General features: G+C 70.1%; 18 protein-coding genes. 9 read left to right on the top strand and 9 right to left on the bottom strand.

Features of this window, described 5'->3' with window-relative positions; all coding sequences use genetic code 11:
* The first annotated feature begins 406 nt into the window (after positions 1-406).
* The 5 genes from AB0O48_RS09005 (at position 407) to AB0O48_RS08985 (ending at position 6,308) form a co-directional block, all read left to right on the top strand.
* The gene (locus tag AB0O48_RS09005; RefSeq protein ID WP_357247012.1) at positions 407-2,008 is read left to right on the top strand and encodes an ABC transporter substrate-binding protein; all 1,602 of its coding nucleotides are present in this window, start codon (positions 407-409) and stop codon (positions 2,006-2,008) included.
* A gap of 191 nt (positions 2,009-2,199) precedes the next feature.
* Positions 2,200-3,138: an ABC transporter permease gene (locus AB0O48_RS09000; RefSeq protein WP_357247015.1), complete on the top strand. Its 939-nt coding sequence runs from the start codon at positions 2,200-2,202 to the stop codon at positions 3,136-3,138.
* 98 nt (positions 3,139-3,236) lie between these two features.
* On the top strand, positions 3,237-4,193 hold the full coding sequence (locus AB0O48_RS08995) for an ABC transporter permease (RefSeq protein ID WP_357247018.1): 957 nt from the start codon (positions 3,237-3,239) through the stop codon (positions 4,191-4,193).
* A 65-nt stretch (positions 4,194-4,258) separates the two neighbouring features.
* The gene (locus AB0O48_RS08990; protein ID WP_357247021.1) at positions 4,259-5,290 is read left to right on the top strand and encodes an ABC transporter ATP-binding protein; all 1,032 of its coding nucleotides are present in this window, start codon (positions 4,259-4,261) and stop codon (positions 5,288-5,290) included.
* Positions 5,271-6,308, top strand: coding sequence for a dipeptide ABC transporter ATP-binding protein (locus tag AB0O48_RS08985; protein ID WP_365064156.1), 1,038 nt, complete (start codon positions 5,271-5,273; stop codon positions 6,306-6,308). Before AB0O48_RS08990 ends, AB0O48_RS08985 begins: the two co-directional genes overlap by 20 nt.
* Positions 6,309-6,416: 108 nt before the next feature.
* Here AB0O48_RS08985 and purH read toward each other — a convergent pair whose 3' ends face one another.
* Both purH and purN read right to left on the bottom strand, forming a co-directional pair.
* Positions 6,417-7,988 (bottom strand): bifunctional phosphoribosylaminoimidazolecarboxamide formyltransferase/IMP cyclohydrolase, encoded by a 1,572-nt coding sequence (purH, locus tag AB0O48_RS08980; RefSeq protein WP_365064154.1) that lies wholly within the window; start codon positions 7,986-7,988, stop codon positions 6,417-6,419.
* Positions 7,985-8,605, bottom strand: coding sequence for a phosphoribosylglycinamide formyltransferase (gene purN / locus AB0O48_RS08975; RefSeq protein ID WP_091406347.1), 621 nt, complete (start codon positions 8,603-8,605; stop codon positions 7,985-7,987). The genes purH and purN overlap by 4 nt, the downstream gene beginning before the upstream one ends.
* A gap of 290 nt (positions 8,606-8,895) precedes the next feature.
* Here purN and AB0O48_RS08970 point away from each other — a divergent pair, with 290 nt between their 5' ends.
* Positions 8,896-9,513, top strand: a complete 618-nt coding sequence (locus AB0O48_RS08970; protein WP_365064151.1) for a DUF4190 domain-containing protein — start codon at positions 8,896-8,898, stop codon at positions 9,511-9,513.
* Positions 9,514-9,623: 110 nt separating this feature from the next.
* Here the strand turns inward: AB0O48_RS08970 and AB0O48_RS08965 are convergent, their stop codons facing one another.
* Entirely contained in the window at positions 9,624-10,913 is a 1,290-nt protein-coding gene (locus tag AB0O48_RS08965; protein ID WP_365064149.1) for a DUF6350 family protein, read from the bottom strand.
* A gap of 198 nt (positions 10,914-11,111) precedes the next feature.
* On the opposite strand from AB0O48_RS08965, the gene AB0O48_RS08960 reads away from it, so the two are divergent.
* The gene (locus AB0O48_RS08960) at positions 11,112-11,378 is read left to right on the top strand and encodes a DUF4190 domain-containing protein (RefSeq protein ID WP_357247035.1); all 267 of its coding nucleotides are present in this window, start codon (positions 11,112-11,114) and stop codon (positions 11,376-11,378) included.
* Here AB0O48_RS08960 and AB0O48_RS08955 read toward each other — a convergent pair.
* From AB0O48_RS08955 to AB0O48_RS08940, 4 genes are all read right to left on the bottom strand, one after another.
* Positions 11,274-11,873, bottom strand: a complete 600-nt coding sequence (locus AB0O48_RS08955; RefSeq protein ID WP_365064144.1) for a GNAT family N-acetyltransferase — start codon at positions 11,871-11,873, stop codon at positions 11,274-11,276. The two genes, AB0O48_RS08960 and AB0O48_RS08955, sit on opposite strands and share 105 nt — an antisense overlap.
* A 93-nt stretch (positions 11,874-11,966) precedes the next feature.
* A complete protein-coding gene (gene sucD / locus AB0O48_RS08950) occupies positions 11,967-12,854 on the bottom strand; it encodes a succinate--CoA ligase subunit alpha (protein WP_365064141.1) in 888 nt (295 codons plus the stop codon).
* 2 nt (positions 12,855-12,856) lie between these two features.
* Positions 12,857-14,035 carry an ADP-forming succinate--CoA ligase subunit beta gene (sucC, locus tag AB0O48_RS08945; RefSeq protein WP_357247044.1) on the bottom strand — a complete coding sequence of 393 codons (1,179 nt, stop codon included), beginning with the start codon at positions 14,033-14,035 and terminating at the stop codon, positions 12,857-12,859.
* A gap of 437 nt (positions 14,036-14,472) precedes the next feature.
* Positions 14,473-14,877, bottom strand: coding sequence for a cobalamin B12-binding domain-containing protein (locus tag AB0O48_RS08940; RefSeq protein WP_088987674.1), 405 nt, complete (start codon positions 14,875-14,877; stop codon positions 14,473-14,475).
* A 455-nt stretch (positions 14,878-15,332) separates the two neighbouring features.
* Between AB0O48_RS08940 and AB0O48_RS08935 the strand changes: the two genes are divergently transcribed.
* Together AB0O48_RS08935 and AB0O48_RS08930 are read left to right on the top strand one after the other, a co-directional pair.
* Positions 15,333-16,040 (top strand): M23 family metallopeptidase, encoded by a 708-nt coding sequence (locus AB0O48_RS08935; protein ID WP_357247047.1) that lies wholly within the window; start codon positions 15,333-15,335, stop codon positions 16,038-16,040.
* A gap of 262 nt (positions 16,041-16,302) precedes the next feature.
* A complete protein-coding gene (locus AB0O48_RS08930; RefSeq protein WP_357247050.1) occupies positions 16,303-17,073 on the top strand; it encodes a M23 family metallopeptidase in 771 nt (256 codons plus the stop codon).
* Between the two features lie 16 nt (positions 17,074-17,089).
* On the opposite strand, the gene AB0O48_RS08925 is transcribed toward AB0O48_RS08930, so the two are convergent.
* Together AB0O48_RS08925 and AB0O48_RS08920 are read right to left on the bottom strand one after the other, a co-directional pair.
* Positions 17,090-18,022 (bottom strand): hypothetical protein, encoded by a 933-nt coding sequence (locus AB0O48_RS08925; RefSeq protein ID WP_365064136.1) that lies wholly within the window; start codon positions 18,020-18,022, stop codon positions 17,090-17,092.
* 278 nt (positions 18,023-18,300) lie between these two features.
* Positions 18,301-18,696, bottom strand: a complete 396-nt coding sequence (locus tag AB0O48_RS08920; protein ID WP_365064133.1) for a hypothetical protein — start codon at positions 18,694-18,696, stop codon at positions 18,301-18,303.
* Positions 18,697-18,701 lie beyond the last annotated feature (5 nt).

Genomic DNA, 18,701 nt, shown 5'->3' with positions numbered 1-18,701 from the left:
TCGGACGACCTCCGGCGCCACCGGCTCCGCCCCCGGCGACAGCTTGTGACTTTCCGTTACGTGGCGCTAGTCACTCTCAGTCACAGATCGTGGATTTCGTCACCGTCGAACCAGACAGGGCGGCAAAGTGCGGCAGGTACCGGACGGCGAGTCAAGAGGCCACCAGGCTGGCCGAGGTTGCCCCATTGGGCGCGTTGACCGGCCGCATTTTCGCAGCTGGAAGGCGTTTACCCGAAATCTGCTAGCAGGTCGGCTGACCTTCGGCAACCCCTGGCGTGCCGGAACGTTACCCACCCGCAACCGCCTCGTTGCCGACAGCCGGTCGCCGACCTACCGTTGCCGCTTGTTGCGCAGCGTAACCCAGCGTCGGGCCTGACTGCGCAGCGTGAGGAGATGAGGAGGCTCAATGCGAGTTCGTAGACTCGCCGCCTGGACCGCCCTCCCGCTCGCGGTGACGCTGGGCCTCGCGGCCTGCGGCAGCGGCGGAGACGGTGGATCCAGCGGCAACGGCACGTCGGCGGTCAGCATCCAGATCGCCGAGCCGAAGCACCTGGTTCCCACGAACACCACCGAGACGTCCGGGTCACAGGTGATCGCCGGCCTGTTCAGCCCGCTCGTCGACTACGACGCCCAGAACAAGCCGTACGAGGTCGCCGCGCAGTCGATCACCTCGTCCGACAACAAGGTCTGGACGATCAAGCTCAAGGACGGCTTCACCTTCCACAACGGTGAGAAGGTCACGTCCGAGGACTACATCAACGCCTGGAACTACGGCGCGTACGCCCCCAACGGTCAGGACGCCAACGCCTTCTTCGACAAGATCGCTGGCTACGCCGACCTCCAGGGCAAGGCGCCGAAGGCCAAGGAGATGTCCGGCCTGAAGAAGGTCGACGACAGCACGTTCACCGTGACGCTGTCCGCCCCGTACATCGACTTCAAGACCACGCTCGGCTACAACGCGTTCTTCCCACTGCCGAAGGCCGCGTTCACGGCCCCGGGTGTGCTCAAGGACGGCTTCGAGCAGGCGCCGATCGGGCAGGGTCCCTTCAAGATGAAGGGCACCTGGCAGCACGACAGCAAGATCGACGTCGAGCGCTATGACGCGTACCCGGGTGAGAAGCCCAAGGTCAAGGACGTCGAGTTCCGGATCTACCAGCAGCTCACCGCGGCCTACGCGGATGTCCAGGCGGACAACCTGGACGTGCTGCCGACGATCCCGACCGAGAGCCTGAGCACCGCGCCGAGCGACCTGGGCGACCGGTACCAGACCAGTCCGATGTCGTCGTTCCAGTTCCTCGCGTTCCCGACGTTCGACAAGGACTACGCCAACCCGGACGTGCGCAAGGCCATCTCGATGGCGATCGACCGTGACGAGATCACCAAGTCGGTCTTCAAGGGCTCGCAGACGTCGGCACGCTCCTTCGTCTCGCCGGTCCTGCCGGGCTACCGGGAGAACACCACGGGCAAGGCGGGCGAGTTCAACCCGACCGAGGCCAAGAAGCTCTACCAGGCCGCCGGCGGCCCGAAGAAGATCGTCATCTCCTACAACGGCGACGGCGGTCACAAGGACTGGGTCGACGCCACGGTCAACCAGCTCAAGGCCAACCTGGGTGTGGACGCCGTCGGCTCGGCCGAGCCGAAGTTCGCCGACCTGCTCACCAAGGTCGAGAAGAAGACGCCGGTGGGTGCCTTCCGGATGGGTTGGGTCATGGACTACCCGACCATGGAGGACTACCTCGGCCCGCTGTACAGCACCAACGGCTCGTCGAACTACTACGGCTACAGCAACCCGGAGTTCGACAAGCTGGTCAAGGAGGGTTCCGCCGCCAAGACGCAGGACGAGGCGATCGCCAAGTACCAGCAGGCGGAGGACATCCTGGCCAAGGACATGCCGGTGATCCCGCTCCGCTTCGGCGAGAACGTGTTCGGCCACTCGTCCAAGGTCAAGAACGTGCAGATGGACCTGTTCCAGCGGGTCAACCTCGTCAAGATCGAAGCGGCCAGCTGAGCTGACCAAGGTGCGGGCCACCCGGGCGACGCCCGGGTGGCCCGACCGCACCACCGGGTCGGGTCGCAGAGCGGTCCCGGCGTCGGTGGTGCCGGCTTCCCCGGGCCGGACGGCACGTCTCGGATATTTCGGGTACGACCAGAGATGCCGTCCTGCGACCCTTTCGCACATTTCCGGAGAGACTGCTAAGCATGTTCCGCTACATCTTGCGGCGCCTACTGCAGATGGTCCTGGCGTTCTTCGGGACCACCCTGATCGTCTACGCGCTGACATTCGCCGGGCAGGGCGACCCCATCCAGGCGCTCGCTGGTGAGCGGCCGGTGACGCCGGCCCAACGGGCCTACCTGACCGAGAGGTACCACCTGGACGCCACCGGCGTCGGCGGCTTCTTCTACCGCTACTTCGACTACGTGAAGAACCTGCTCCAGGGCAACCTGGGCGAGTCGCTCACCGGTCGGAACATCGGCGACATCCTCCAGCAGGCCTGGCCGGTCACCGTCCGGCTGGCGCTCATCGCGCTCGCCGTGGCGATCATCTTCGGGGTCACCGCCGGTGTGCTCGCCGGCATCCGCCGGGCCAGCATCTTCGACAACTCGACGCTGGTGCTGACCCTGCTGGTGCTGGGCATCCCGACCATCGTGCTGGCACCCCTGGCGCAGTACTTCCTGGGCGTCAGGTGGCAACTCTTCCCACCCACCGCCGGCTCCGACCCGACGTTCTACGCACTCCTCCTGCCGGGCATCGTGCTCGGCTCGCTGTCGCTGGCCACCGCGCTGCGGCTCACCCGGGCCTCGGTGGCGGAGAACCTGCGCGCCGACTACGTCCGGACCGCCCGGTCCAAGGGCCTGGTCAAGCGCCGCATCGTCGTCGTCCACGTGCTGCGCAACTCGCTCATCCCGGTCGTCACCTTCCTCGGCGTGGAACTGGGCAACCTGATGAGCGGCGCGATCATCACCGAGGGCGTCTTCAACATCCCCGGCGTGGGCTTCAACCTCTTCCGTGGCATCCGCACCGAGGACGGCCCCCTGGTGGTGGGCATCGTCAGCGTGCTCGTCGTGGTCTACCTGGTCTCGAACCTGGTGGTGGACGTCCTGTACGCCGTACTCGATCCGAGGATCCGCTATGAGTGAGCGCAGCGAACGAATCATCAGCGCAGCGTGCCTGGGCACTCATGCCGGCGCCGAGCGCAGCGAGGTGGCGGCATGAGTGAGCGCAGCGAGGTGGCGGCATGAGTGACTTTGAGACTGTGGCGGCCAGCGAGAACCAGGCCGCGCGGCGTGGCCCCTCGGGTGAGCCGGGTACACCCAACCAGGTCGGCGCCGCGAACAAGCCCCGCAGCCTGGCCGGGGACGCCTGGCGCGATCTGCGCCGCAACCCGATCTTCTGGATCTCGCTGGCGCTTGTCGTGATCTTCACCCTGATGGCGCTGCTCCCCGGGGTGTTCACCGCCAACAACCCGAACGACTGCCTGCTCTCCCGGCAGCACGCCGGGCCGTCCGGCGGGGCCATCTTCGGGTACGACTTCCAGGGCTGCGACACGTACTCCCGGGCGGTCTACGGCACCCGCGCCTCGCTGCTGGTCGGCGCGCTCGCGGCGCTCGGCACCGGGATCATCGCGCTGGTGATCGGCATGCTGGCCGGCTACTTCGGCCGCTGGGTCGACGCGGTGCTGTCCCGGGTGATCGACGTGGTGCTCGGCATCCCGCTGCTGCTGGCCGCGATCGTGCTGCTCAAGCGGGTGTCCAGCGACAACCAGTGGGCCCGGATCGGCGCGGTCGTCTTCGTGCTGGCCCTGCTCGGTTGGACCACCGCCGCCCGCGTGGTCCGGTCCTCGGTGATCACCGCCAAGGAGCAGGACTACGTCTCGGCGGCGCGGATGCTCGGCGCCGGCAACAGCCGGATCATGTGGCGGCACATCCTGCCGAACTCGCTGGCCCCGGTCATCGTCGTGCTGACCATCGCGCTCGGCTCGTTCATCGCGGCCGAGGCGACGCTGTCCTTCCTGGGCATCGGCCTGAAGGCGCCGACCATCTCGTGGGGTCAGGACATCGACACCGGCCGCATCCACATGCGGGAGGCGGCCACACCGCTGATCGTCCCGTCGGCATTCCTCGCGTTGACCGTGCTGGCGTTCATCATGCTCGGCGACGCGATCCGTGACGCCTTCGACCCGAAGCTGCGGTGACTCATGCGAGCGCGAGAACTGAGCGAAGCGAGCCCCGCGGTCGCGAGCGAAAGGCAGGCACAGCCATGACCGTTCAACCGACGCCCGCCTCCGCCACGCCCGAGGGCGGCCACCTGCTGGAGCTGCGGGACCTGCACGTCGAGTTCCGCACCAACGAGGGCGTGGCCCGGGTGATCAACGGCGTGTCCTACCACCTGGACGCCGGCGAGACGCTTGCCGTGCTCGGCGAGTCCGGCTCGGGCAAGTCCGTCACCGCCCAGGCGATCATGGGCATCCTGGACACCCCGCCGGCGTTCGTCCGCTCCGGGCAGATCCTCTACCAGGGTCAGGACCTGCTCACCCGCTCCGAGGAACAGCGCCGGCAGATCCGCGGCCAGGAGATCGCGATGATCTTCCAGGACGCGCTCTCCGCCCTGAACCCGGTGTTCCCGGTCGGCTGGCAGATCGGCGAGACGCTGCGTCAGCGCGCCGGGATGTCCCGGTCCGACGCCCGACGTCGCGCCATCGAGCTGATGGACCTGGTCAAGATCCCGGGGGCCGCCAAGCGGATCGGCGACTACCCGCACCAGTTCTCCGGCGGCATGCGGCAGCGCGTCATGATCGCGATGGCGCTGGCGTTGGACCCGAAGGTGCTGATCGCCGACGAGCCCACCACGGCGCTCGACGTGACCGTCCAGGCCCAGATCATGGACCTGCTGGCCGACCTGCGCCGGGAACGCAACATGGCGATGATCCTGATCACCCACGACCTGGGTGTGGTCGCCGGTGTCGCGGACCGGATCGCGGTCATGTACGCCGGCCGGATCGTCGAACACGCCGACGTCCGCTCGCTCTACAAGGCGCCCGCCCACCCGTACACCAAGGGTTTGTTGGAGTCGATCCCGCGCCTGGACGTCCGCGGCGCGGAACTGTCGACGATCAAGGGGTTGCCGCCGAACCTGATGCGGATCCCGTCCGGTTGCCCGTTCCACCCCCGGTGCCCGTACGTCCAGCAGGTCTGCGTGGACGTCGTACCGCACGACCTGGTCCTCGGCGACGGCCGGACCAGCGCTTGCCACTTCGCGCAGGAGGTCCGTGATGACAGCGTCGCCCGCTAACCCCACGAAGGTCCGCGGCGAGACGATCCTCTCCGTCGACAACCTGGTGAAGCACTTCCCGATCACGCAGGGCGTTCTGTTCCAGCGGCAGATCGGCGCGGTCAAGGCCGTCGACGGGGTGAGCTTCGAGCTGCGTCGGGGCGAGACGCTGGGCGTGGTCGGTGAGTCCGGCTGCGGTAAGTCCACCCTCGCCCGACTGCTGATGCGACTGGAGACGCCCACCTCCGGCCGGGCCACCCTGGAAGGTCGCGACCTGTTCAAGGCCTCCGGGGGCGAGATGCGTCGGGTACGCCGCAACATGCAGATGGTGATGCAGGACCCGTACACGTCGCTGAACCCGCGGATGACCGTCGGCGACATCATCGGCGAGCCGTTCGAGATCCACACGGATGCCGCGCCGAAGGGCAGCAAGCAGAAGCGGGTCCAGGAGTTGCTCGACCTGGTCGGGCTCAACCCGGAGCACATCAACAGGTACCCGCACCAGTTCTCCGGCGGCCAGCGGCAGCGCATCGGCATCGCCCGCGCGCTCGCCCTGCGGCCCGAGGTGATCGTCTGCGACGAGCCGGTGTCGGCGCTGGACGTCTCCATCCAGGCTCAGGTGATCAACCTGCTGAAGCAGCTCCAGGACGAGTTGGGGCTCTCGTACATCTTCATCGCCCACGACCTGTCCGTGGTGCGGCACATCGCCGACCGGGTGGCGGTGATGTACCTCGGCCGGATCGTGGAGATCGGCACCGAGGACGAGATCTACGAGCGGGCCACCCACCCGTACACCCAGGCTCTGCTCTCCGCGGTGCCGGTGCCGGACCCGGAGGCCCGCGATCAGCGCAACATGATCCGGCTGGTCGGCGACGTGCCCAGCCCGGCCGACCCGCCGAGTGGATGCCACTTCCGGACGCGGTGCTGGAAGGCCCAGGACATCTGCGCCAAGGAAGACCCGCAGACGGTCCCGAGAGCAGCCGACCCGCACCCGTCGGCCTGCCACTTCGCCGAACTCCGCCCACCCCTCCCGGCCTAACCCGACCGCCCGACACGTCGATCATGGAGTTGTGGTGGCCGATTTCTTGGCCGGTACCCCTTTTGCGGGGCACCACAACTCCATGATCGACGCGAACAGGGGGTGGGGTTAGTGGAAGAAGTGGCGGGTTCCCGTTAGGTACATCGTTACGTTTGCCTTCTTTGCTGCTTCGATGACCTCTTCGTCGCGGATGGAGCCTCCCGGCTGCACGATGGCGCGGACGCCGGCGTCGAGGAGGATCTGCGGGCCGTCGGCGAACGGGAAGAACGCGTCCGAGGCGGCGACCGAGCCACGGGCCCGGTCGGCGCCGGCGCGGGTGACCGCGAGCTGCGCCGAGTCGACCCGGTTGACCTGACCCATGCCGACGCCGACGGTGGCGCCGTCCTTGGCGAGCAGGATCGCGTTGCTCTTCACCGCGCGGACCGCCCGCCAGGCGAACGCGAGGTCCCGCAACAGCTCCTCGTCGGCGGCCTCTCCGGTCGCCAACTGCCAGTTCGCCGGGTCGTCGCCGGGGGCGTTCACCCGGTCGGCGACCTGGGCCAGTACGCCTCCGGTCACCTGCCGCAGCTCCACCAGCGCCGGGGTCCAGGCCGGCGCCCGCAGCAGCCGGATGTTCTTCTTGCCCTGCAACACCTCGACCGCGCCGTCGTCGAAGCCGGGCGCGACCACGACCTCGGTGAAGATGTCGGCGACCTGCCGGGCCAGCTCGACCGAGACCGGCCGGTTGACCGCGATCACCCCGCCGTACGCCGACACCGGGTCGCAGGCGTGCGCCTTGCGGTGCGCCTCGGCCACGTCCGCACCCACCGCGATGCCGCACGGGTTGGCGTGCTTGATGATCGCCACCGCCGGCTGGTCGGCGAAGTCGTTCGCGGCCCGCCAGGCGGCGTCCGCGTCGACGTAGTTGTTGTACGACATCTCCTTGCCGTGCAGCTGCTCGGCCTGGGCCAGCCCGGCGGGGGCGTCCGGGTCGGTGTAGAGAGCCGCCGGCTGGTGCGGGTTCTCGCCGTACCGCAGCGCGGTCGACTTGCGCAGCGCCAGCCCCGCGAACTGCGGCCAGGAGTCGTCGGCCGGCGCCAGCTCCTGGGCACACCACTGGGCCACCGCGACGTCGTACTCGGCGATGTCGGCGAACGCCCGGGCGGCCAGCGCCCGACGCTGGGCCAGGGTGAAGCCACCCTCGCTGAGCGCGCCGAGCAGCGCCGGGTAACCGGCCGGGTCGGTGAGCACGGCGACCGAGGCGTGGTTCTTGGCGGCGGCCCGCACCATGGCCGGGCCACCGATGTCGATCTGCTCCACGCACTCCTCGACGCCGGCGCCGGACGCGACGGTCGCCTGGAACGGGTAGAGGTTGGAGACCAGCAGGTCGAACGCCGCCACCCCCAGCTCGTCGAGCTGCGCCACGTGCGTGTCCTTGCGCAGGTCGGCGAGGAGACCCGCGTGCACCTTGGGGTGCAGGGTCTTCACCCGACCGTCGAGCACCTCGGGGAACCCGGTCACCGTCTCCACCGGCGTCACCGGCACCCCGGCGGCGGCGATGGTGCCCGCCGTGCTGCCGGTGGACACGATCTCCACGCCGGCCGCGTGCAGGGCCTGGGCCAGCTCGACCAGCCCGGTCTTGTCGTAGACGCTGACCAGCGCCCGCCTGATCGGGCGGCGCCCGTCCTGAGTGGGACTCACGGAACCGTGACCTTCCTTCCGGTGATGGTCCAGCCTTCGCGGACCAGGCGACCGACCTGCTCGACGAGCTGGCGCCGCTCGGCTTCCTTGATGCGCTCGGTGAGCGTGTCGACGTCGTCGTCGTCGAGCACCGGCACCGCGACCTGCGCGACGATCGGCCCGGTGTCCATACCGGCGTCGACGAAGAAGAGGGTGGCCCCGGTGAGCTTCACGCCGTAGGCGAGGGCGTCCCGCGGACCGTGGATGCCGGGGAACGCCGGCAGCAGGGTGTTGTGGGTGTTCAGGTAGCGGTCACCGAAGGCGGCGAGGAAGTGCGGGCCGACCAGCTTGAGGAAGCCGGCGGAGATGACCAGGTCGGGTTGGTGCTTCGCGACGTGCGCGGTGAGCGCCCGGTCCCAGTCCTCCCGGGTGTCGTGGTCGCGGACCCGCTCGACGAAGGTCGGCACCCCGGCCGCGTCGGCCCGGTCCAGGCCCGCGATGCCGTCGCGGTCCGCGCCGACCGCGACGACCTGTGCGCCGTACGCGGGGTCGGCGGCGGCATCCAGCAGCGACTGAAGGTTGCTCCCGGAGCCGGAGATGAGGACGACGATGCGGGCGACAGGCGCGGGCTCGGTCACCGGGCCACCCTATCGGGCAGGTCAGGATGCCCCTCCGCTGGGCGGTGCGCCGATCTTCGACAGCGTCGACGTGCATCGACCCGGTACGCTGCCGCTCGCTCGGGCCGAACGTCCCGCCCACCCGCGCCACGGCGCTGGCCCGACCCGCGGAGTTGAGCAAGAACTGCCTTTTCCTGCGCTTCGGGAAGAATGTCTACCGGTTGCCGCACTGGGCATCGGGAGGACTGAACGCGATCATGGATGGAAACACACAGCAGTAACTGACGGAACCAGTCCAAGGAGCTCTTCGAATGCAGCCCGGTAACCCCGGTCAGGACCCGTACGGCCAGCAGCCCAACCAGGACCCGACCGCCCCCCCGCCGCCCGCCGCCCCGTACGGCCAGCAGCCCACCTCCGGCCAGCCCTACGGTCAGCAGGACCCGTACGCGGCACCCCAGCCCCCGTACGGCCAGCAGCCCACCTCGGGCCAGCCCTACGGTCAGCAGGACCCGTACGGCGCACCGCAGGCCCCGTACGGCCAGCAGCCCACCTCCGGCCAGCCGTACGGTCAGCCGCCGGCGTACCAGGACCCGTACGGCCAGCAGCAGCCCCAGTACGGCAACGCCCCGGGTTACCCGAACGCCGGGTACCCGCAGGCGCAGGGGCAGAACAACACCCTCGGCCTGGTGTCGATGATCCTCGGTATCGCGGCGATCCCGCTGCTCTGCTGCTTCTCCCTGGGCATCCCGGTCGGCATCGCGGCAGTGGTCACCGGTTACCTCGCCCGGAAGAAGGTCGCCCAGGGCCAGGCCAGCAACGCCGGGCAGGCCAAGGCCGGCCTGATCTGCGGCGCGGTCGCCGTCGGGCTCGGCATCGTGTTGATCATCGTGTCCGTCGTGGCACAGGTGACGTTGCCCGGCCAGCCCTGACCAGGCTCGCTGTCGACGGGGCGCTCCGGATTCGTCCGGGGCGCCCCGCGCTCGTTCACCCGCACGAGGACGCGGCCGGGGCCTGGCCTACCGGGCCGGGCTGAGCGCTCCTACTGGGCCGGGGCGCGGGTGAGCGCTCGGGTGGCCGCGGCACCGAGGAGTGCGCCGACCGCGATCACACCTGCCGCCACCGCTCCGACCTGCCAGCCCACCGGCCCGACCTGCGCCAGCCGGCCGGCGCCGAGCGACCCGCCGGACAGCGCGGCGGCCACGCCGAGCAGCACTCCGGCCACCGGCCCGGCCAGCGCCGCCGGCACCAGCACCTCGGCCCAGCGCTGCGGGGCCCGCTCCGGACCGGCGAGTCGAGCCACCCGGCGGGCGAGCAACCAGCCGGCGACCATCCCGGCCAGCACGGGCACCGCGAGCAGGAGAGCGCCGAGACCGTCCACCGGACCTCGCGGCAGACCGGCGAGAAGTGGCACGGCCGGCAACGCGCCGACCGACACCTCGCTGGTGCGGACCGCGGTGTCGATGCCGACCGCGAAACCCGGCCCCAGCAGGTAGCTGGCCGACCAGATCGCCGCGTTCGGCGCGTACGCGGCGCTGACCAGGGTGATCCCGGCCTGCCCGGCGACCCCGGTCCGGTACGCGCCGATCATGTCGGCCGCGTCGCCGCCGCCGGTGGCCACCGCCAGGCCGGCCGCCCCGGCACCCGCGCCGAGCAGCAGCAGCCCGGCCACCAGACCGCTGCGCACGCCGTCGCGCACCGGGGCCGGCAGCCGGGTGACGAGCAGCCGGGTCACGGCGGTGACGCGGGTCGCGCCGACCAGCGCGGCGAGGGTGCCGACCGCCGCGAACGTCACTCCGGCCCGGACCACCGACACATCCGGTCCGTTGGCGCCGATCAGCACCGCCGCGAGGGCGCCGAGCAGCGCGTACGCGATGCCGACCGAGCCCGCGGCGAGCAGCGCCCGTCGCGGTGAGCGGGTGTCGCGGGCGCCGATCGCGCGGCTGACGTGCACACCGGCCCGGGTCAGCCGCCACAGCGCCAGCACGGTCAGCGCCAGCGGGGCGAGCCCCAGCGGACCGGACGCGGTGTGCAGCGGCACGCCGTGCCCGAGCAGCCACCCGGCCAGCGCGGTGCGCAGGGTGTTGGTCAGAGTGCTGGAATCCGTGCCGAGTTGAACCAGGCCGAGCACGATGGCGACCGGCAGGTAGGAGGTGAGCGCGGCCCAGCAGGCGGCCACCCCGGCGGCGACGGGCAGCGGCGCACGCCCGCGTGGCGTCCCGCCCGAGCGGGGCGCGGGCACCCGTCGGGCCGGCGCGGCACGGTCGACCGGCCGGTCGTCGGCGCGCACACCGCCGGGACGGCTGGGACGGTCAGGGGTGACGGGGGACATCCGCTCTACTCTGGCACGTCGGGAAGGCGGTGGCAGTCCGTTAACCCGTCCGAAGGGCGACGAGTTGACCGAACCAGGGCCTCGGCGACCCGGTCCGGTCTAGCCTCGGCCAGAGGGGGCGCGAGTCGCCACCGCCCGGGTCGGGTCCGCCGGTCGCGGTCCGGCCGGCTCGCCGTCCACGACCGCCCGGAGGAAGCTGTGACGACGCCATACCCGCCACCCCCGCCCCCACCGGCCCGGGGACGGGACCGGACCACGCTCTGGGGTGTGCTGGGCATCGTGCTGGGGCTGATCTGCTGCGGCATCCTGGGCATCATCTTCGGCTACCTGTCGATCCGGGACGCCCGCCGGTCCGGGCAGTCACCGTTGCTCGGCTACCTCGCCATCGTCTTCGGCGTGATCAACATCATCGGCGGCGCGATCCTGCGGGCGACCGGCAACTACCCGTTCTGGAACAACGACTGAGCGAGCCGGTCGACCAGCGAGCTGACGCTGGTAGCGCAGAGCCGGGCGGCCACCGATGCTGGTTTCACCGGTCACGGTGAAACCGGTGCGTGCCAGCACCGCCTGGGACGCCGGGTTGTCGAGGGTGGCCAGCGCGGTGAGACCGGCGAGCCGGTAGTCGTCGGCGGCCAGGTGGCACACCTGCTCGACAGCCGCGGTGGCGACGCCCTTGCCGGCGGCCCGCTCACCGACCCGGTAGCCGAGTTCGGCGAACCCGGGCGCGACATCCACGAGGTTGACCCGGCCGACCAGGTCACCCTGCTCGGTCAGGACGACGTGGAAGTGACACAGGCCCGCCTCCTGCTCGGCCAACAACGCCCGGTGCCGATCGGCGAACCCGGAAAAGTACGCGTCGCCACGATCCGGCACCGAGCGCGCGAAGTACGCCCGGTTCTCCCGTTCGAACGCCAGCAGAGCGTCCGCGTGGTCGGCCCTCAGCCGCTGCACTGTCAGCACGCCGGCAGCCTACGGTCCGTTCGGCGCCCCGGTGGTACGCCGGAGGGGGCCGACCAGGCTGCGGTCGACCCCCTCCGGTGTTGCCTGGCCGGCTCAGCTGCCGGACATGATCTCCCGCATCAGCTTGGCGGTCTCGGTCGGCGTCTTGCCGACCTTGACGCCGACCGCCTCCAGCGCCGCCTGCTTCGCCTCGGCGGTGCCGGCCGAGCCGGAGATGATCGCCCCGGCGTGACCCATGGTCTTGCCGGGCGGGGCGGTGAAGCCGGCGATGTAGCCGACCACCGGCTTGGTGACGTTCGCCTTGATGAACTCGGCGGCCCGCTCCTCGGCGTCGCCACCGATCTCACCGATCATCACGATGGCGTCGGTCTCCGGGTCGGCCTCGAACGCCGCCAGGGCGTCGATGTGGGTGGTCCCGATGATCGGGTCACCGCCGATGCCGACGCAGGTGGAGAAGCCGATGTCGCGCAGCTCGTACATCATCTGGTAGGTCAGCGTGCCGCTCTTGCTGACCAGGCCGATCCGGCCCGAGCCGGTGATGTCGGCCGGGATGATGCCGGCGTTGGACGCGCCGGGCGAGGCGATGCCGGGGCAGTTCGGCCCGATGATCCGGGTCTGCTCACCCTTGGACACGTTGTACGCCCAGAACGACGCGGTGTCGTGCACCGGCACGCCCTCGGTGATCACCACGGCCAGGCCGATCGCGGCGTCGATCGCCTCGACCACGGCGGCCTTGGTGAACTGCGGCGGCACGAAGATGACCGTGACGTCGGCCCCGGTCTCGGCCATCGCGTCCGCGACCGACGCGAAGACCGGCAGCTCGGTGCCGTCGAAGTCGACGGTCTGGCCCGCCTTGCGCGGGTTGACGCCGCCCACCACGTTCGTGCCGGCGGCGAGCATCCGCCGGGTGTGCTTGGAACCCTCGGAACCGGTCATCCCCTGAACGATGACCTTCGAGTCCTTGGTCAGCCAGATAGCCATGATCAGACCCCCGCAGCTGCCAGCTCGGCGGCCCGCTCGGCCGCACCGTCCATGGTGTCCACCCGCTGCACGAGCGGGTTGTTCGCGCTGTCCAGGATCGCCCGGCCAGCCTCGGCGTTGTTGCCGTCGAGACGGACGACGAGCGGCTTGGTGACCTGCTCGCCGCGCTGCTCCAGCAGGGCCAGCGCCTGGATGATGCCGTTGGCGACCTCGTCGCAGGCGGTGATGCCGCCGAAGACGTTGACGAAGACGCTCTTCACGGCCGGGTCGGAGAGCACGATCTCCAGCCCGTTCGCCATCACCGCGGCGCTCGCGCCGCCGCCGATGTCGAGGAAGTTGGCCGGCTTGACGTTGCCGTGCCGCTCACCGGCGTACGCGACGACGTCGAGGGTCGACATGACCAGACCCGCGCCGTTGCCGATGATGCCGACTTCGCCGTCGAGCTTGACGTAGTTGAGGTCCTTGGCCTTGGCGGCCTGCTCCAGCGGGTCCACGGCGGCCTGGTCCACGAGCGCCTCGTGGTCCGGGTGCCGGAACGCGGCGTTCTCGTCCAGGCTGATCTTGGCATCGAGCAGCAGCATCCGGCCGTCGCCGTTCTTGGCGAGCGGGTTGACCTCGACCAGGGTGGCGTCCTCGGCGACGAACGCCTGCCACAGGCCGACGGCGATCTCGACCACCTGGTCGGCGACCTCGGCCGGGAAACCGGCGGCGGTCACGATCTCGCGAGCCTTGGCCTCGTCCACGCCCTTGACGGCGTCGATCGGGGCCTTCACCACCTTGTCGGGGGTGTCGGCGGCGACCTGCTCGATGTCCATGCCGCCGGCCACGCTGGCGATGCAGAGGAAGGTGCGGTTCGCCCGGTCGAGCAGGTACGAGAAGTAGTACTCCTCGGCCACGTCCGCGGTCACCGTGATCATGACCTTGTGGACGGTGTGGCCCTTGATGTCCATGCCGAGGATGTCGGTGGCACGGGCCACCGTCTCCTCGGCGCCCTCGGCCAGCTTGACGCCGCCGGCCTTACCGCGGCCGCCGACCTTCACCTGCGCCTTGACGACCACGCGACCGCCGAGGCGGTCGGCGATCGCACGGGCCTCTTCCGGGGTAGTGGCGACGCCGCCGGCCAACACGGGCAAGCCGTGCCGCTCGAACAGGTCCCGCCCCTGGTACTCGTACAGGTCCACGATTGCGCGTCCCGTCCCGTCTCCGCGGCGCGCCGTCGCGCCGCCACCAGCGTTCAAAAACAGTTTGACGCCTGTCATCAGTTGAAACAGGCCATTGGCCGCAGCCTAGCGAGGCCGGCACCGCCGGCAACCGAGCGGGTGCGTGGTGTGCGGTAATGCACAACCGGACATCGGGAGCGGCCGGTTTCCGGCCACGACCCGGTCCGCATCCACCGTCCGGGCGATGTTGCCCCGGTGGCGTAACCCGGCCGTGGGGGCGTCGTTGAGTCAGATGTCGGAGCGCTGAGCAGCGCAAAGACGGGATACGGCCGATGCCCTGTCGGTCGAGGGGTGGCGGCGGGGCATCGTGCATAGAGGGGCCGGACGTGTGAGGGGTGCGTCCGGCCCCTCCCCCGTGCCCAAATCCGCCTCGCCAGAGCCGACCGTCGCGGCGAGCCTCAGGAAACCGGCTGCGCGACGTTCTCTCGGACCCACTCGACGATCGCCTGAGTGGTGGCGCCCGGCGTGAAGATCTTCGCGACGCCCAGCTTTTCCAGCTCGGGAATGTCGCCGTTCGGAATGATGCCGCCACCGAACACGACGATGTCGCGGGCGTCCCGCTCACCGAGCAGTTCCAGCACCCGCCGGAACAACGTCATGTGTGCGCCGGAGAGGACGGACAGGCCGACCGCGTCGGCGTCCTCCTGGATGGCGGTCTCCACGATCTGCTCGGGGGTCTGGTGCAGGCCGGTGTAGACGACCTCCATCCCCGCGTCGCGCAGTGCGCGCGCGACGACCTTCGCTCCCCGGTCGTGGCCGTCCAGACCGGGCTTGGCGACGACGACCCGAATTCGAGAGCTCATCAGCGCACACCTTTCACCGGCTTCACGGCCTTCACCTGAACGAACGGTAACCCGGCGGGCCCGGCCCGGGAAATCCGGGTTCCGCGCCCGACAGGTGCCCGCCGCGACCGCTGCCGGCCGGGAGTGGTCGCACCGACGCTATCCGCGCCGCCCGGGCGTGACCCGGCGCTGCCCGCAGTCAAGCCGGACGAGTCCGCCGGACCGGTCACGCTCGGCGACGAACGGGCAGCATCTGGGGCACCGTTCGGCGTCACGATGCGTGACAATCATGGACGCAAACGGACAGATCGACACGCCAATTTCTCGCTCTAGCTTGTGACTCCTCTGGTGGTTGGCTAACGTGTCCACGGTTGTCATCAGGTCCATGGACGGGTGACGACGCGGTCAGCGGACGTTCATCGGAGCTTCACGAACGTCCACCGGCCGCTTCGGAACCCCGACAACGGAGGGTGTGCGTGCGCCAGCGCCTGTCGTCTGAGCCCGATCGATATCGCGGTCGTCGCCGCGTGCCCACCCCACCGCGTAGCCGTTACGCCGCTGTCGTCACCACCGCTTTCGTCGGAGCCGGCATCGTCGCACTCGGCGCCAGCGCCCTGCCGGACGCCAAGGACGTCAGCCCGAAGGTGCTCGACGAGCTCAAGCAGGCGTCGGTCACCAGCCAGGACGTGAAGGCCCGCGCCGACAACGCCGACCGCGCCTCGCGGGACAGCCGCAGCAAGGACAGCGCCGAGCCCGAGGTGTGGCTGCTGCCGCTTCAGGGCTACGACTTCAACTCCCCCTACGGGATGCGCTGGGGCAAGATGCACACCGGCGTCGACCTGGTCGCCGCCGAGGGCACGCCCTTTGTGGCGATCCACGACGGCCTGGTCACCAAGGCCGGCTGGTTCGGCGGGTACGGCAACGCCGTGATCGTTCAGCACGCCGACGGCAGCGAGGCCATCTACGGCCACTCCTCCGCGGTGAGCGTCAAGGAAGGCCAGCAGATCAAGGCGGGCGACCAGCTCGGCCTGGTCGGCCAGACCGGTCACGCCTACGGCACCCACCTGCACCTCGAGATCCATGTCAAGGGCAAGCCGATGGACCCGGTGCCGTTCCTGCAGGACCGCGGAGTGGACATCAAGCTGCAAGTCGAGGCAATTTACAGCGAGGTAGCCGGCTCCTGACGTTGCGTACCGACCGTTGACCGCCCGGATCTGTCGATCCGGGCGGTTTTTCGTTGGCCGATGTCTCCCAGGTCACAGTGGAGATTGTGAGCGGCGACACTGCACCGCATGATCACTTTTCCGGTCGTAGCACCGCAGAGCGGGTCATATCCGGGCAGGTGAGCCGCCCTCCATCGCCCGGCCCCCGGTCCCCATCCCGCCTCCAACCCGGCCCGACACCAGTATTTCGAGGTCAAGTGCCCCTCGACTGTGAAGGTCCGCCGTGCAAGAAGACAGCCCCGTCCAGAACGAGAACACCCGCGACACCGCTCCCACCGGGCCGCCGGAACTCCCCCGTCGGCGCAACCGCCTCATCGTGCTCGGCGCCGCCGCTCTGCTCGCCCTCGGCCTCGGTGGCGTCGTCGTCGCCACCACCGGCACCGACCAGCCGGCACCCGCCGCCGTCTCCCTCGACGCGCAGTCCCGCAACGAGGCCGCCAGCCGGGCCGACCGCTCGACTCGCGAGTCGAGCACCCCGGTCACTCCCTCGGGCAGCCCCACGCCGACCCCGTCGGCGACCAGCGCCAGCCCGGCACCCGCGAAGACGGCCACCGCGAAGGCCAAGCCGAAGCCGAAGAAGACCACCAAGCCCACGCCCGCCTGGGTCAACCCGATGCCGGGAGCCGAGGTCACCTCCTGCTACGGGCAGCGCTGGGGCACCCTGCACGCCGGCATCGACCTGGCACTGCCCTCCGGTACGCCGATCCGCGCCGCGGCCGCCGGCACCGTGACCCAGGCCGGTGACGCGTCCGACGGGTACGGCAACTCCGTCTTCATCGATCACGGCAACGGGTACCTGACCCACTACGCCCACCAGAGCCGCATCGCGGTCACCGTGGGGCAGGCGGTCAAGGCTGGCCAGGTCATCGGCTACGAGGGCGCGACCGGCGACGCCACCGGCCCGCACCTGCACTTCGAGGTGCACCAGGGCATGTGGAACCAGATCGACCCCGCCCCGTTCATGCGCTCGCACGGCGTGGACCTGGGCTGCTGAGGCAGCGAATCGAGGATCACCCAGCCGTGCCGCTGCCAGCGGCGGCACGCTCGGCTGCCTCGTAACGCCGCGCCACCTGGTGGAACGCCTCCTTCGGCTCCCACTGGGACGGGTCCTCGGAGGGCACCCGCACCACGCCGAAGCCGGCCATGTCCAGGTCGCGACGCGGGTCCGCGTGGTGCGGGAAGTCCGGCATGACGAAGGTGAAGACGAAGCAGCCGTGTACGCCGTGTGCGGCGTAGAGGTCGATGAGTTCGGCCAGGTACGCCGCCTGGGTGGACTCGTCGCGTACGTGTCCGTCCCTGACTCGGGGCGGTTGGGCGAACCAGTTCACGATCCGGAACGAACCGGGCCCGCGGCGCTCGGCACCGAGGTGGGCGCCGCACCCGAACTCGGTGATGACCACCGGTTTGTCCGCCTCGTGCAGCAGGGCGCGCAGCCGTTGCTGGTACGCGGCGGGGTCGGGGCCGAAACGGTAGAGGTTGACGCCGACGAGGTCGAAGCCGGACCAGTCGACCTTCTCCCAGAAGCCCGCGGCGTAGGTGACCGGCCCGTGGAACGCGGCGCGGGCGACGGGCAGGGCGGCGCCGAGCAGGGCGTTGAGCTTGCGGGTGATCCGGCGGTCGAAGAAGCGTCGCCACCGCACCAGCACCTGCAGCCGGATGAAGACACGGGGTCCCGGGACCATCCCCGGGGAGGTGAGGGAGAACTCGCTGCCGACCAGCAGCGTGACTCGACCCGGGTAGTCGACGCGTAGTTCCTCGGCCGCGGTGGCCGTCGCCGTGAGATGGGCCAGGATCTCGCGGCGCGGGCGGTCGGCGACATACGGCCGGATGTAGACATCGAGGCCGACGTCCAGGGCGCTCCGCGCCGCCTCCATCTGCGCGCCGGTATCGGTGCCGATCACCATCACCGTCGTGCAGTGCAGGGTCTCGCGGATGGCACGCATGTCCCGGCGCACCGCCTCGCCGGAGCTATGGCCAGCGATGTATGAGATACCTCTGATCTCCAGGCTCACGCTGTCCACTATCCGGCCCGGATGCGGTGTCGGCCACGTCCGGGGAGCGAAAATAGACCTTGGTTCACGTCCCGATACCTTCGGCGCTGCGGCCCGCCGCACGTGCGCCAACTCCCCGCGCGGTCCTAGCGCAACCTCTAGGAAGGAGTGCCGAAGCACCACCCACCTGGTCTGGCCGGGGGTGCCGCCGCCGGCGGCCGGCGCATCGTTCAGGCGTGGGCCTGGGCGCGTGCCGCGCGTCGTTGCGTCGGTGATGCCAGGCACCAGGTCAGCACCACGACCGGTGCGATGTGCAGACCGGCGCCGAGCCAGTCCGCGGCACCGAAGGCACCGCTGAAAATCAGGGTGACGATGATTGCCGCCGGCACCACGTGCATCACAAGGTTCGGCAGCAGGAACGGCCGCATGGCTGCGTCGTCGCGGCCACTGATGATCCAGTTCATCACACCGACGACCACCAGATCGGTGCCGAGCGCCCGTGCCACAAGCAGCGAACGGGCATCTGGGTGGTCAGCAAGGCCGATCCCGGGCGCGATGAGCCACACCGCACCCAGAACGACGATGTCGAGCACCGCGACAGCCTTCAGAACGAGCGACGGTTTCACGCGGC

This window comes from Micromonospora sp. NPDC085948 (assembly GCF_040686315.1).
Taxonomy (GTDB): Bacteria; Actinomycetota; Actinomycetes; order Mycobacteriales; family Micromonosporaceae; genus Micromonospora.
This window is presented reverse-complemented; position numbering and strand designations above follow the sequence as displayed.

Excerpts from the sequence above, each read along its gene's own strand:
- AB0O48_RS08985 (WP_365064156.1), top strand. The coding sequence starts at position 5,271 with ATGACAGCGTCGCCCGCTAACCCCACGAAGGTCCGCGGCGAGACGATC.
- AB0O48_RS08970 (WP_365064151.1), top strand. The coding sequence starts at position 8,896 with ATGCAGCCCGGTAACCCCGGTCAGGACCCGTACGGCCAGCAGCCCAAC.
- AB0O48_RS08965 (WP_365064149.1), bottom strand. The coding sequence starts at position 10,913 with ATGTCCCCCGTCACCCCTGACCGTCCCAGCCGTCCCGGCGGTGTGCGC.
- AB0O48_RS08995 (WP_357247018.1), top strand. The coding sequence starts at position 3,237 with ATGAGTGACTTTGAGACTGTGGCGGCCAGCGAGAACCAGGCCGCGCGG.
- sucD (WP_365064141.1), bottom strand. The coding sequence starts at position 12,854 with ATGGCTATCTGGCTGACCAAGGACTCGAAGGTCATCGTTCAGGGGATG.
- AB0O48_RS09000 (WP_357247015.1), top strand. The coding sequence starts at position 2,200 with ATGTTCCGCTACATCTTGCGGCGCCTACTGCAGATGGTCCTGGCGTTC.
- AB0O48_RS08925 (WP_365064136.1), bottom strand. The coding sequence starts at position 18,022 with ATGCGTGCCATCCGCGAGACCCTGCACTGCACGACGGTGATGGTGATC.
- AB0O48_RS08990 (WP_357247021.1), top strand. The coding sequence starts at position 4,259 with ATGACCGTTCAACCGACGCCCGCCTCCGCCACGCCCGAGGGCGGCCAC.
- AB0O48_RS08940 (WP_088987674.1), bottom strand. The coding sequence starts at position 14,877 with ATGAGCTCTCGAATTCGGGTCGTCGTCGCCAAGCCCGGTCTGGACGGC.
- AB0O48_RS09005 (WP_357247012.1), top strand. The coding sequence starts at position 407 with ATGCGAGTTCGTAGACTCGCCGCCTGGACCGCCCTCCCGCTCGCGGTG.